A 13,550-nucleotide genomic window follows, 5' to 3' on the forward strand; every position below is an offset into this window, starting at 1 on the left:
ACAGGAGCCCCTGGGGTTTCTCCGCGGCGGGGGAGAGCTTGGCGCGCTGATGCGTTCAAAGGACTGGTCGGCACATCCGCTTGGACCGCCCGAGACCTGGACCCAGAGCATCAAGACCGCCGTCAGCCTTTGCCTGAACTCCCGCTTCCCGATCCTGCTCTGGCTCGGCCCCGAACTCCGCATCGTCTACAACAACGCCTACATCCCATTCCTCGGCGAGACGAAGCATCCGGCCATGCTCGGCGCCCCCGGGCACGAGGCTTGGAGCGAGATCTGGCCGGCCATCGGCCCGATGCACGACGAGGTCCGGGCCGGGCGAGCAACCTGGGTCGAAGACCTCCAGTTCTTCTTCGCCCGGCGGCTGCCGCTCGAAGAGGTCTTCGTCACCTTCAGCTACAGCCCGATCCTGGCGGAGGATGCCCGCACGGTCGAAGGCGTCTTCTGTGTCTGCACGGAGACCACCGAGCGGGTGCTCGGCGAGCGGCGGCTCTCGACCCTGCGCGACCTCGGCCTGCGGGTGTCCGAGCAACGCGCGGTCGACGCCGCCTGTCGGAAGGCCGTCGAGGTTCTGGACGCCAATCCCTTGGACATCCCGTTCGCGGCCATCTATCTCCTGGATGAGGATGGCGCAACCGCTCGCCGGGTCGCGGGGGCGCGGCTGCCTGATGATCCATCGGCGTTCCCTGCGGTTTTTCCGCTCTCCGGACATGCCGCGCACCAGCCCTGGCCATTGGCCGCGGTCGCACGGACGCAGAAGGCCGTGGAGGTGCGCAACCTCCCGAGCCGCGGCAGCATGTTCGCCGCCCCTCTATGGCCCGACCTCGTCCAAACCGCCCTCGTCCTTCCCCTGGAGATGCAGAGCCAATCGGCCTTGGCGGGGTTCTTTATTGGCGGGATCAGCCCACGGCGCGTTCTGGACGCGGATTATCGCAGCTTTCTCGCCCTGGTGGCGGGGCACATTGCGGGCGGTGTAGCGGATGCACGGGCTTTCGAAAGCGAACGCCGGCGCGCGGAGGCGCTTGCGGACATCGATCGGGCCAAAACGATATTCTTCTCCAACGTCAGCCACGAGTTCCGCACGCCGCTCACCCTGATGATAAGCCCCCTCGAGGAGTTGCTCGCCAAGACCGAGGACGAGTTGCCGGCGGACGGCCGGGTTCTGGCGGCGATGGCCCATCGCAACAGCCTGCGCCTGCTCAAGCTCGTGAACGTGCTGCTCGACTTCTCCCGCATCGAAGCGGGCCGGGCACAGGCGGCCTACGAGCCGACGGACCTTTCGCGCTTCACCGCGGAACTGGCGTCGAGCTTCTGCTCGATCTGCGAACGCGCCGGCTTGCGGCTCGACATCGCCTGCCCGCCGCTTCCGAAGCCGGTCTATGTGGACCGGGACATGTGGGAGAAGATCGTCCTCAACCTGCTCTCCAACGCCATCAAGTATACCTTCGAAGGCGGGATCACCGTGCGCATGACCGCGACGGCCGACGGCGTCGCGCTGCGGGTCAGCGACACCGGAATCGGCATCCCGACCGCGGACCTGCCTCAGGTCTTCAAGCGCTTCCACCGCATCGAGGGCCAGAAAGGCCGCTCATTCGAGGGCAGCGGCATCGGTCTGGCGCTCGTGCGGGAACTGCTCCATCTGCATTGCGGCACAATCACGGCCAAGAGCAAGGTCGGCCGGGGCACGACGTTCACGGTTGCCTTGCCGTTCGGGACAGGCCCTCCGCTGGCGGAGCGGGTCGGGGTTTCGCACTCCCAGTCGCTCACCTCCACGCGGTCGGCCGCCTATGTCGAGGAGGCGCTGCGATGGCTGCCCGGCGATGACCCAGCAGACGGGATGCCGCGCCTTCCCGGCGAAGTGGCGGGTGCAGCGCGCGCCAAGAAACGCGCAAAGATCCTGCTGGCTGACGACAACGCCGACATGCGGAACTACCTGATCCGCTTGCTGTCGGCGCACTGGGACGTCGCAACGGTCCAGGATGGCCAGGAGGCGCTGGAGGCGGCGCGGCAGCGCAGGCCCGACCTCGTTTTGTCGGACGTGATGATGCCCCGCCTGGGCGGGGTCGACCTGGTGACCGCTCTGCGGCGGGAACCGAAGCTCGCGGACGTGCCGATCATTCTTCTGTCCGCGCGCGCCGGCGCGGAGGCCCAGGTGGAGGGGCTCGCCGCCGGAGCCGACGACTATGTCATCAAGCCGTTCGCCGCCCGCGAACTGCTGGCCCGGGTGAATTCCGCCCTTGCCCTGTCACGGCAGCGCCGCGACGCGGCCGACCGCGTGCGCCGAAGCGAAGCGCGGTTGAGGGCTGCCGTCGATCTCGTCGGCATGACGCTTTATTCCTGGGACCCGGCGACCGATGTCCTGGATTGGGATGCGCGCCTCAAGGCCATGTGGGGCCTGCCTCCCGAGGCCCACGTGGACGTGGACATCTTTCTGGGGGCGATTCACCCGGACGACCGGCCGCGCGTCGAAGCGGCCATCGCGCACTGCCGCGATCCCCGGGGCGACGGCGTCTATGCCATCGCCTATCGCGTCATCGGAATCGAGGACGGGATCGAGCGGTGGGTCTCCACGCACGGCCAAACCGTCTTCGACGCGGGGCGACCCGTCGGATTCATCGGGGCCGCGCTCGACATCACCGCGCGCAAACGGGCGGAAAATGACCTGCGCGAGAGCGAAGAGCGCTTCCGGCAATTCGCTGCACACTCCGCCAGCGTGCTCTGGATCGTCGATGTCGGGACCATGCGCATGGAATACCTCAGCCCAGCCTACGAGCAGGTCTGGGGAGAGCCGCCGGACGCGATGCTGCAGGACTGGCGTCCCCACTGGCTCGGAACCGTGCACCCGGAGGATCGGGAGCTTGCCAGCGGCGCAATGGACCGTGTCCTGCAGGGCGAGACTGTCGACCAGGAGTACCGCATCGTCCGGGGCAACGGCTCGGTGCGCTGGATTCGCGACACCTTCTTCGCCATCCGCGGCGAGGGCGGCCGGATACGGCGCATTGCCGGCATCGCCCAGGACATCACGAACCACAGCGGCTCGCTGATCTACGTGGTCGATGCCGAGGAAGCGACTCATCGAGAGCTGCCCCTCCTGCTGCGAGGCGTTGGGTACGAGGTGAAGACCTTCACGTCCACGCGTGCCTTCCTCGAGATGGCTCCGGCGCTGATACCCGGCTGCGTGCTGCTCGACATCAGGGCGCCGGAGGCGGGCGGTCTGGCGGTCCCGAGGGAGCTCCGGGCACGACGGATCCACCTCCCCGTGATCGTCGTGGGCAGCTGTGATGGAGACATCAGCCTGGCGGTGCGGGCCATGAAAGCGGGCGCGGCGGATTTCCTGGAGGTGCCGTACGAGCGTGAGGCGCTGCTGGCCGCGGTGGCGTCTGCCTTGGCCGACATCCGGGACACGGCGGAACGCAGCAGCGTTGCGGAAATCGCGCGGGCGCGCATTGCGGACATGTCCACCCGTGAGCGGGCGGTGCTGGAGGGGCTGCTCGCCGGCGGTACGAACAAAACCATGGCCAGGGATCTCGGGATCAGCCCGCGCACGGTGGAGATCCACCGGGCCCACGTGATGGAGCGGCTCGGCGCACGCACCTTGCCCGAGGCCGTGCTCATGGCCGCAGCGGCAGGCCTGCGCCCCCCGCTCCGGACACAGGACGAAGCGCACAAGGAATAGGGACACGCCCTAGGAATACGCCGGATTGCGGCGCCCCGATCCCATCGTGATATTGCACATCGTCTTGCAACTGGCGGCGCAGCCGCGTTCCGACTGCAACGTCCCGACAGCTCGATCGGTCTCAACAGGCACGAGGAACCGCCTTCATGCATGTTTCCAGCCAGCTTCGCCACGACCAGCCCACGAGGCATCGCCATAACCCTGGCGATGTTCTGAGCTCGCTGGCGATGACCACGCGCTACGGCCGCGGGCAGGAGATCTATACCCAGGATCACCCGGCCGAGCACTGGTACCGCGTGGTTTCCGGCGCGGCGCGGCGCTTTACCGTTCAGGTCAACGGACGGCGGCAAATCGTGGACTTCCTGCTGCCCGGCGATTTTTTCGGCCTTGCATCCCGGAACGTGCATCTCTTCGCCGTCGAGGCGATCGTGGAGGGCACGGTCGTGGCCGCCTACCCACGCGAACGCGCCGAGGCCCTTGCCGACGCCAACCCCCACCTCGGACGGGAAATCCGTACCGTGACGGCTGCGGAAATTGCCCGCCTGCAGACGAGGATTCTCATCCTTGGGCGTATCGGCTCGCTGGGAAAGGTCAGTGCCTTCCTCCTCGAGATGGCGGAGCGCCTGTCCAGCAGGACCCAGGCCAGCAAAACCGGGGAAGGGATTCTCCTGCCAATGTCGCGCTACGACATCGCCGATTATCTCACCCTGTCGGTCGAGACGGTGAGCCGCGCCTTGACCAGCCTCAAGCAACGCGGCGCCATCAAGCTCGTGGGCACCCGCCGCGTCAAGATCATCCATTACGACGCCCTCGAGGACAGCGACGAATAGACGGGGGAACCCTGCGCGCGCCCTGAGCGACGACGGTGCCGCGCCGCAGCTCAGGTCTTCGCCGCCCGTCGTGCCCGCCGCACCCGCATCCATCGCACGACGAAAGGACCGGGCAGCGCGTAGTAGATCAGCAGAAGCATGTACATGCCCACGCTGAGGTACGGGGCCACGTACGCAAGCCCGAAGGCAGCGCCGTAGAACAGCGGCACCAACTCCCAATGCCACCCGAGCGCGTGCAGCCGGTGGGGATCGGCACGCGCGTCCACCAACCCCGCGCTCAGCGCGTGCTGCCAGATCGCGCTGAAGAAGATCCCCGCACCGGCGAGCGCGGCGCTGTAGATGAGCGCGGCCAGCCGGAGTTCCGCTTCACCGGCGCGGGCGTATTCCGCGAGCAGCGCCGTGGTGAATGGCAGCACCGCCACGCAGAGCAGGAGCAGGAGGTTGCAGACCAGCAGGACGTGATCGCTGCGGCGGATATGATGGAACATCGTGTGATGGTTGGCCCAGACCACCCCGACCTGCAAAAAGCTCAGGACGTACGCCACATAGACCGGCCATTGCTTCAGCAGCGCGGCAGCAAGAGGTTCTCCATGCAGCGTGGCCTCGCGCGGCACGCGGATGTCGAGCACCAACAGCGTGATGATGATGGCGAACACGCCGTCGCTGAATCCCTCCAGGCGCGCCGGTGATGGCGTTTCTTCGAACGGTGGGATCCCGTCCGAATGGAAGCTGGAAGCTGCGGTGCGACGCTGATCCATGGTGGGCTACGCCTGGAAACGGCAGCCGGCACTGTAAGACAACGGGGCGGCGACGGCGTTGACGCCTGTCAAGGCGCCACGGTTTCGCATGCCGCATCATACGAAACGCTGGCGAAACGCCGGCCGCTCCATGAGGAGGGTGAAATGTCCGAAGCGCTGCACGTCGTCTGCCCCCACTGCGACACGACCAACCGGGTACCGCGTGCGCGGCTGGGTGCTGGCGGAAAATGCGGCGCCTGCCATCGGCCGCTGTTCGAGGGGCACCCCCTGCCCCTGAACGACCCGAGCCGCTTCGCCAAGCACGCCGAGGGGAGCGACATCCCGCTCCTGATCGACTTCTGGGCCGCCTGGTGCGGTCCGTGCCGCATGATGGCACCGATCGTCGAGCAGGCGGCGCAGCGGCTTGAGCCGCATGTCCGGCTGGCAAAAGTCGATACCGAGGCCGCCCCGGATGTCGCTGCGCGTTTCGCGGTGCAAAGCATTCCAACGCTCGCGCTGGTCCTGCGCGGCAGGGAAATCGCCCGGACCGCCGGTGTCATGCCTCTGCCCCAACTCATCGCGTGGACGCAGCAGCACGCCGGAATAACGGCGGACTAGACCTGCGCCGGCCTTCCCTGCAGAGAGTTCCAGCCAAGAGGCGGCCATGCCGTATCTCGTGAGATGGACTCTCGCCGGACAAGACGAGGTTTTCGACCAGCCGGTATCATACGCCAAGCTGTCGGACGCCCTGGACTCCGCCTGCACGGTCCTGTACCGACATCCCACCGACACTTGGATCGAAGACGACACCGGAAGCCCGATTGCGCTGGACTTCAGGGTCAAACAGCACTGCACGTCTAGGGGGCATTCCTGAGGACGCACCGCAGCTCGGAAACATGGGGAATAATTTGACGATCGTCATGGCGCAGGAGGTTTGCCCAGCCATACTTGAGCCATAACGCATCGTTGCGTTTCTTCCTGGATACTTACGGCCACTCCCCCCCGCGAGTGGCCGTCTTCTTTTCCGCTCCACCCATCCGTCTTCACCGAGGTCCAATAAAGGATCATCTCGCCATCCACGAACACATCGTGGCGATATCGTCGCGCGTGCCCACGCGACCGTACGGGGTGAGCGGCGCGAGACGGCTTGGGACTCCGCGGCAGCAAGGCGCCGGGCGATTGCGGTGCCGACGCCCGGGCGGATCGAGCGCCATGCTCAAGCACCATCGCGTTCCGGGTCGGCATCGGCGCCATCCATCGGCGCTGCGCTTGCGCGTACTGCGACCAGGAATGCCCGGCGGACCTCCTCCGGTTGAGCGTTGATCGCCTTGTGCAGAAGCTTCATCTGCCGCCGCACGCCGTAGAGCTGGTCGAGCAGCGAGAGCACCAGCGGCAGGGCCTCATCGTCAATTGCCAGCTCACGCAACTCCGCAACCAGATGCGCGCGTGCGACATCGATCTCATGAAAGACATAGGCACCCGGCCGCCCTTCCGGCCGGATCCAGCGGTTGTCGATCCATCGATCGAGTTCCGCCGCGTCGAGGTCGGCGAAGGACCGTCGCAACTCGTTCAGCGTCATCATCACGGTGTCATCCCCAGTTTGCGGCGAGGATCGAACGGATGCCTGGGCGCCCAGTTCCGCAGGAAGGCCTTGAGCTCAGCATCGTCAGCACCGGGCCCGACCTCGACCTTCAACATGACGTACTGATCGCCGGCCGGCCGGCCACCGCGCTCCGCCGGCACTCCCTTGCCGCGCAAGCGCAGAACCCGACCGGTGTCCGAGCCCGCGGGCACCGTCACCGTCACCGGCCCGGTCCGCGTGGGTGCGGTGATGGAGCCGCCCAGCACCGCCTCCGAAAGCGTCACGGGCACCTCGATGTGAAGGTCGTTGCCGACGCGTTTGAAGAACGGATGGGGGGTGACGCGGACCTCGATCAGCGCATCGCCCGGCGGGCCGCCGCCCAGACCGGGATCACCCTGCCCCTTGAGCCGCAGCACCTTGCCATCCTCGATACCGGGAGGGATCGCAACGTCGAGCGTCTTTCCGTCCGGCAGCTGCAGCCGTTGCGTCGTCCCATTGATCGCGTCGAGGAAGTCCACCGTCAGCACATAGCGGCGGTCGGCACCGCGCAGCCGGATCTCCGGCCCGGCACCGCCATCGCTGGCCCGGGTGCGAAACCGGTCACCGAAGAGGTTCGCGAACAGATCGCTGAAATCGTCGGTTTGCTCCTCATCACCGCCGTAGTATTTGCCGCCGTTCCGCCCCTCGGCGAAGTCACGGTAATAGGAGTAATCGGGCCGTCGCTCCGCCCCCGAGGCATCGATCTCGCCGCGGTCATAACGGCCGCGCTTGTCCGGATCGGAGAGAAGCTCGTAGGCCGATGACACCGCCTTGAAGCGCTCCTCTGCCTGGCTGTTGCCAGGGTTCAGGTCAGGATGGAACTTCTTGGCGAGCTTGCGGTAGGCGCGGCGGACGCCGTCGTCGTTCGCGTCCCGCTTCACCCCGAGCACCTCATAGGGGTCTTCCACGACGATGCCTCCCGCGACAGGAATGGATTGGCAAGCGCTTAGTTCAAACAATGTTCAATGATAAAAGAATACTCACCTGATGCCGCCGGAACTCTAATGCACATTCAAATACACAGAACCATAACACCCACACACCAACAACAAAATGACATCCGTCAATTTGATACCTGTCAACGTCATGCCGCGCCGATTGATGCATCCTCTCTTTCAGCGCGACGACTCCTTAGCCGACCGAGCGGACATCGACCTCATGGCCCACCCCAACACGATCCGGGAGAAACTTGGCGGCGTCTGTTCCGACTTACAAAAATCAGGAAATGTTGACGCTCGTCAACGCGGCCGTCAGCCACCGCAACATAATCGATGCCATGCATGCAACGCCGCGGAGACCATTGCCGTCTGCTCCAGCGAGGTGACACATGTCTCAAGTTTTATCCCCGGGGACTTCGGCTCCCGATTTCACGCTCCATGTCACGCCCGATCAATGCTTGTCGCTTTCTGAATTTCGTGGCAGGCCGGTGATCCTTGCCTTCTACCCTGCCGATTGGAGCCCGGTCTGTGGCGACCAGATGGTGCTGTACAACCAGGTCCGCCCCGAGTTCCTGAAGCATGGAGCCGAGGTGCTGGGCGTTTCCGTCGACGGCGCGTGGTGCCATCAGGCGTTCGCAAAAGCTCGCAACCTGCACTTCCCGCTGCTTGCTGATTTCGAACCCAAGGGCGCCGTTTCGAAGTCCTACGGAGCCTATCGGGAAGGGGACGGGGTCAGCGAACGCGCGCTGTTTGTAATCGACAAGAACGGAGCCATCGTCTGGAGCTACCGCTCGCCACTCGCCGTCAACCCCGGTGCCGACGGCATCCTCAATGCTCTGGAGCGGTTGCCCAGTTAGTTCGGATTCACGTTAGGGGCGATATGCCGTTCATGCCGAACGGACCATCGCTCCGGGAGAGCAGCCATGGCGGTGTTGAAAGTGCCGGTCACTTCGAGTGACCACATCCAGGGAGACGCTCACGCCCCGGTTACCCTGGTCGAATATGGCGATTACGAGTGTCCGTACTGCGGGGCCGCGCACACTCACGTCCAGCTCGTGCAGAAGCACTACGGCCGGCAGCTCCGGTTCGTGTTCCGGCACTTCCCGCTGACGGAAGTCCACCCCAATGCCCAAAGCGCGGCGGAGAGTGCGGAGTTCGCAGGGGTGCATGGGCGGTTCTGGGAGATGCACGACCTCCTCTTCGAGAACCAGGAGCGCTTGAGCATTCAGCTTCTGTTCGCCGCGGTGCGGTCGTTGGGGCTGTCCGAAGCCGAGCTCCGCGACGCACTGGCCGAAGGGACATACATGTCCAAGGTCCGCGACGACTTCCTCGGCGGCGTGCGCAGCGGGGTGAACGGCACCCCGGCCTTCTTCATAAACGATCGGCGACACGACGGCCCGTTCGACTTCCCCCATCTCGTCGCAGCCATCGACACGCAGCTTTAGGCTGTCGGGCCCGGGGGACGAACCATGCCCATCAAAGACGTCCTCGTGCATGTCGGCTCTTCGCCCGCGCGCGCCGGTACGACACCTATCTGATCGGTGCCGGCGCGCCGGAGTCGCCCACCGGCGAGGCCAGTTTCCGGACCATGCTGCGCAGCGCCGGGGTGGTGGGCGCGTGGCGAGGCATCTACGGCCGGTCGCGCCTGCGCGAAATGATCCTCGGCGGGATGACGCAAGATGTCCTCGAGAACGTGACCATGCCGGTCCTGATGGCTCACTGACCCGTACCTCTGCCTGGCCGATGCAACACGGAGGCCGCCATGCCCAGCGCATACACCATGCCCAGCCGATCCAGTGCCCGAGCCGCCGCGCTGGCACCGCCCGCCCATGTGCACGCCGTCGGCCTTGCACTGTCCGCCTGTCTGCTGCTGTCGCACCCGGCTGCGGCGCAGCAGCGCGAGGTGCCTCCCACCTTCGCCGAACTCGCCACCGCCAAGCTGCCCGCCGTCGTCACCATCATCGCCTCCAGCGGCGCTTCCCCGGTACGCCAGATGGCGCAGTCCGAGCAGCCGGACATCGGCCCCGGCATGGGACCGTTCTCCACGCTGCCGGATTCGCCGCTGCGCGACTTTCTGGAAGATCTGATGCGCCGGCAGACACCGCAGCGGGGTGAAGGCCCGGACGCCGCGCCGCGCGGCCGGCCTGCCAGGGCCCTGGGCTCCGGCTTCGTCATCGACCCGAACGGTTACGTCGTCACCAACAACCACGTCGTCGAGAATGCCGACACGGTGGAGGTCACGCTGTCCGACAAGCAGACCTTGCCCGCCAAGATCGTCGGCACCGATCAGAAGACCGACCTCGCCCTGCTCAAGGTCGACCCCAAACAGCCGCTGCCCAGCGTGCAGTGGGGCGACAGCGACCGATCGCGGATCGGCGACTGGGTGCTGGCCATCGGCAACCCCTTCGGTCTCGGCGGCACCGTGACCGCCGGCATTATCTCGGCCCGCGGCCGCGACATCGGTGCGGGTCCCTACGACGACTTCCTGCAGACCGACGCCGCCATCAATCAGGGCAACTCCGGCGGCCCGATGTTCAGCCTTCAGGGCGAGGTGATCGGCGTGAACACAGCCATCTTCAGCCAAAGCGGCGGCAACGTCGGCATCGGCTTCGCCATTCCGTCGGACTTGGCAAAGCCCGTCATCGCCGCGCTGCGCGACAAAGGGCGGGTGACGCGCGGCTACCTCGGCGTCATGATCCAACCCGTGGAGCCGGATGTCGCCGATGCTCTCGGACTCAAGGACCGCTCGGGCGCGCTGGTCGCCGACGTCTCCAAGGACAGTCCCGCCGCCCAGGCCGGCATCCAACCGGGTGACGTCGTCACCGAATACGCCGGCAAACCCGTGACCGAGCCGCACGCCCTGACGGGGATGGTGGCGCAGACCAAACCGGGCGACACCGTCCCGATCGCGGTGCTGCGCGACGGCCGTGCAATCCCGCTGAACGTCCATGTCCTGGAACTGCAACCGACCCGGCAGGCCGAGGCACAGCCGCGGAACCCGGGCGAGGGCAAGTTGGGTTTGGCGCTGGCGCCGGTGACCCCGGAGCGGCGCAAGGAGTTCGGGCTCGACCCCGACGCCAAAGGCGCGGTGGTGGTCGATGTGGCACCGAACAGCCCGGCCGCCCGTGTCGGCCTGCAACCCGGCGACGTCATCACCCGCGTCGGTCCGGCACCGGTGACCGGTCCCGCCGATGTGGCCAAGGCGATGGAGGAGGCGCGCAACGCCAACAAGGACCACGTGCTCGTCCTGCGCCGCCGAGAGGATGGCGCCCTGTTCGTGTCGCTGCCGGTCGGCAATTGACCAAAAAGGGAGATCCAGACCATGCGGACACCGATTCTGCCGTTGCCGTGCGCAACCGTCCCGATGACCGCGAGCGCCTGCGCCCAGCACGAAGACCCTCGATACGCCGCGGCCGAACCCACGCCCGCGACACCCGCGTTGGTCGGCCTCGTCGACCTGACGCCGGAGCAGTTCGCCGCCCTTGCCCCCAGGACGGTCAAGGATCGCATGATCTCCATGCGGTTCCCCGGACCGACACACTGGTCGGGCGTGACGTCCCCTCGGTAAGGAGCTGCCATGCTGGAGGCAAACACTTCGGCCCGGCCGGGCGATTCGAAGGGCTTTCGGCGGATGTTCGCGCCGGGCCGGTTGACGCTCGGCGTCTTCTTTCCCATCGAGGCCTTCCCGCGCGACGAGCCGACCATGCGCGACCAGGAACGCCTGGCCAAGCGGGCCGAGGACTTGGGCTTCGCCGCGCTCTGGGTGCGGGACGTGCCGTTGCGCGACCCGTCGTTCGGCGACATCGGGCAGGTCTACGATCCGTGGGTCTATCTGGGATGGATCGCGGCGCAGACGCGCGACATCGCGCTCGCCACCGGTTCCGTCATCCTGCCCCTGCGTCACCCGTTGCACACGGCGAAGGCGGCCGCTTCGGTGGATCGGCTTTCCGGCGGCCGCCTCGTGCTCGGGGTCGCGTCCGGCGACCGACCGGTCGAATTCCCGGCGTTCGGCGTCGACGTGGACAAGCGGGGTGCCCTCTTCCGCGAGAACCTCGCCGTTCTGCGCACCGTGCTCACCCAGAACTTCCCCCGCATCCAGTCCTCCTATGGCGTGATGCAGGGGACCACCGACCTCGTGCCGAAGCCGGTCGGCGCGCTGCCGATCCTGATCACCGGCACCAGCCGGCAGACCCTGGAATGGATCGCCGGGCATGCCGACGGCTGGATCACCTATCCGCGATCCCTCGCGCAACAGGCGGAGCACGCCGCGCACTGGCACGCCGCCGTAGCGGCCGTGAGGCCGGGCGTCTTCACACCCTTCGTGCAATCGCTCTACATCGACCTGACCACGGAGCCGGACCACCCTGCCCAGCCGATTCACCTGGGATTCCGCGGCGGCCGGAACGTCCTGCTCCAATTCCTCGACGCATTGCGCCGGGCGGGCGTAAACCACGTCATCCTCAATGTGAAATACGGCACGCGCGACGCGGCAGAGGTGATCGACGAGATCGGCCGGAACGTGCTCCCACGTCTCAATGACGCCCCGTGAGCATTGATCGAGAGGGTTATGCCGATGGACGCCATCCGGTGCCTCATCAGAAAGTCGAAAAGACGGAAGGCGCGCTCCCAATCCTCGGCCTGAGGATCTTTCCGATAGGGTGTGGCATTGGGCGCTTTCACCGACTGGCTGTCCAGGATCGCGGCGGTCGGACTGACAGCCCGACCTTCGATCTCGCGGTCGAGCATGAGAGCGAGATCGTGGATCGTGCGGAACAGCAGGCGCCGCACCAGACGGCGGACGATGGTCGCAAGGGGCAAGTCGCCGCCATTCCCGTCAACAACATGCCCACTCAGGCCGCCTGCATGGTCGCCCTGTTCAGGATTGCTGCCTGAACGTGCTGAACCCGCGAGCCTTCTCGCCAACCAGCAAATTTTGCAACATCTATGGACGCCCCGTGCCCTGCAGGAGCGTTTTTCAACGTGACGGTTCAAGGTGTCGGTTGCTGCCGTCTATCCGGCCTTTGGGAGCAGCCCAAGAGCTGCGGGCCTTGATGAAGAGCCGCGGATCAGTTCCCAATCAGAACCTCGAGCTCTGTTGAAGGTCACTTTCGTGTAGTGCCTTCTGCTCCACGATCACCGGAAGAAGAAATAAAATAACAAAAATTCACAAAGGGCGGTGATGGCGTGAACTGATGCCGAGCCCTCAGTGCCTTTTAATCGCAGTCACCGGGCGATGCCCGGTCACACCACGGAGATTGCGATGACCATCACTGCGAACGCGACCGAAGGCGCCGACACGCTGCAGGGCACTTCCATTGACGATACTTTCAAGGGACTGGGCGGCAACGACCAGATCTTTGGCGGAGCCGGGGCGGACACCATCAACGGCAACGCTGGCGACGACATGATCTATGCGGACAGCTACGGCGGCGGCACCGGGGCTGATACCGAGGGCGCCTGGAACAAGCTGTTCGGCGATGCCGGGGACGACGTGCTGGTCAGCGGCGCCGGTTTCGACGACCTGTGGGGCGGGGTCGGCAACGACACGCTGACCGGCGGGACCGGTTGGGACTGGTTCGTGTTCGAGCCGGGCAGCGGCGTGGACGCCATCACCGACTTCACGCCGGGCACCGACCAGATCATCGTCATGTCGAACATGAACGGGGCCGGCGATCCGGTGCTCAGCCAGAACGCCGACGGCACGGTGGTCGACTTCGGCGCCGGCAACGCCGTGCTGCTCCAGGGCGTCGC

Annotated in this window: 13 protein-coding genes; 10 read left to right on the forward strand and 3 right to left on the reverse strand. The window is 66.1% G+C overall.

The features are described from left to right. Window positions 1-49: 49 nt before the first annotated feature. Entirely contained in the window at window positions 50-3,673 is a 3,624-nt protein-coding gene (locus ACFPMG_RS22195; RefSeq protein WP_376997370.1) for a response regulator, read from the forward strand. Between the two features lie 146 nt (window positions 3,674-3,819). Beyond that, window positions 3,820-4,503 (forward strand): helix-turn-helix domain-containing protein, encoded by a 684-nt coding sequence (locus tag ACFPMG_RS22200; protein ID WP_376997371.1) that lies wholly within the window; start codon window positions 3,820-3,822, stop codon window positions 4,501-4,503. A 50-nt stretch (window positions 4,504-4,553) separates the two neighbouring features. Here the strand turns inward: ACFPMG_RS22200 and ACFPMG_RS22205 are convergent, their stop codons facing one another. After that, on the reverse strand, window positions 4,554-5,261 hold the full coding sequence (locus ACFPMG_RS22205) for a TMEM175 family protein (protein WP_376997372.1): 708 nt from the start codon (window positions 5,259-5,261) through the stop codon (window positions 4,554-4,556). Window positions 5,262-5,405: 144 nt separating this feature from the next. On the opposite strand from ACFPMG_RS22205, the gene trxC reads away from it, so the two are divergent. Continuing rightward, on the forward strand, window positions 5,406-5,858 hold the full coding sequence (trxC, locus tag ACFPMG_RS22210) for a thioredoxin TrxC (protein ID WP_376997373.1): 453 nt from the start codon (window positions 5,406-5,408) through the stop codon (window positions 5,856-5,858). 598 nt (window positions 5,859-6,456) lie between these two features. Here trxC and ACFPMG_RS22215 read toward each other — a convergent pair. Together ACFPMG_RS22215 and ACFPMG_RS22220 are read right to left on the reverse strand one after the other, a co-directional pair. Continuing rightward, window positions 6,457-6,822, reverse strand: a complete 366-nt coding sequence (locus ACFPMG_RS22215; protein WP_376997374.1) for a hypothetical protein — start codon at window positions 6,820-6,822, stop codon at window positions 6,457-6,459. Further along, complete coding sequence (locus ACFPMG_RS22220) at window positions 6,822-7,769, reverse strand: DnaJ C-terminal domain-containing protein (protein ID WP_417281712.1); 948 nt, start codon at window positions 7,767-7,769, stop codon at window positions 6,822-6,824. Before ACFPMG_RS22220 ends, ACFPMG_RS22215 begins: the two co-directional genes overlap by 1 nt. A gap of 419 nt (window positions 7,770-8,188) precedes the next feature. On the opposite strand from ACFPMG_RS22220, the gene ACFPMG_RS22225 reads away from it, so the two are divergent. The 7 genes from ACFPMG_RS22225 to ACFPMG_RS22255 all read left to right on the forward strand — a co-directional run. Beyond that, window positions 8,189-8,656 carry a redoxin domain-containing protein gene (locus tag ACFPMG_RS22225; protein ID WP_200476240.1) on the forward strand — a complete coding sequence of 156 codons (468 nt, stop codon included), beginning with the start codon at window positions 8,189-8,191 and terminating at the stop codon, window positions 8,654-8,656. Between the two features lie 66 nt (window positions 8,657-8,722). Continuing rightward, a complete protein-coding gene (locus tag ACFPMG_RS22230; protein ID WP_040133933.1) occupies window positions 8,723-9,244 on the forward strand; it encodes a DsbA family protein in 522 nt (173 codons plus the stop codon). A 143-nt stretch (window positions 9,245-9,387) separates the two neighbouring features. Further along, a complete protein-coding gene (locus tag ACFPMG_RS22235; RefSeq protein WP_376997375.1) occupies window positions 9,388-9,522 on the forward strand; it encodes a hypothetical protein in 135 nt (44 codons plus the stop codon). Between the two features lie 39 nt (window positions 9,523-9,561). Continuing rightward, window positions 9,562-11,100: a DegQ family serine endoprotease gene (locus tag ACFPMG_RS22240; RefSeq protein ID WP_376997376.1), complete on the forward strand. Its 1,539-nt coding sequence runs from the start codon at window positions 9,562-9,564 to the stop codon at window positions 11,098-11,100. Window positions 11,101-11,376: 276 nt separating this feature from the next. Further along, window positions 11,377-12,348 carry an LLM class oxidoreductase gene (locus tag ACFPMG_RS22245; protein WP_376997377.1) on the forward strand — a complete coding sequence of 324 codons (972 nt, stop codon included), beginning with the start codon at window positions 11,377-11,379 and terminating at the stop codon, window positions 12,346-12,348. Next, window positions 12,345-12,692, forward strand: coding sequence for a hypothetical protein (locus ACFPMG_RS35435; protein ID WP_465252034.1), 348 nt, complete (start codon window positions 12,345-12,347; stop codon window positions 12,690-12,692). Before ACFPMG_RS22245 ends, ACFPMG_RS35435 begins: the two co-directional genes overlap by 4 nt. A gap of 367 nt (window positions 12,693-13,059) precedes the next feature. Then, window positions 13,060-13,550 (forward strand): calcium-binding protein (locus ACFPMG_RS22255; protein WP_376997378.1); only part of this gene is annotated, 491 nt, incomplete at its 3' end.

The organism is Azospirillum himalayense (assembly GCF_042657465.1).
Lineage (GTDB): Bacteria > Pseudomonadota > Alphaproteobacteria > Azospirillales > Azospirillaceae > Azospirillum > Azospirillum himalayense.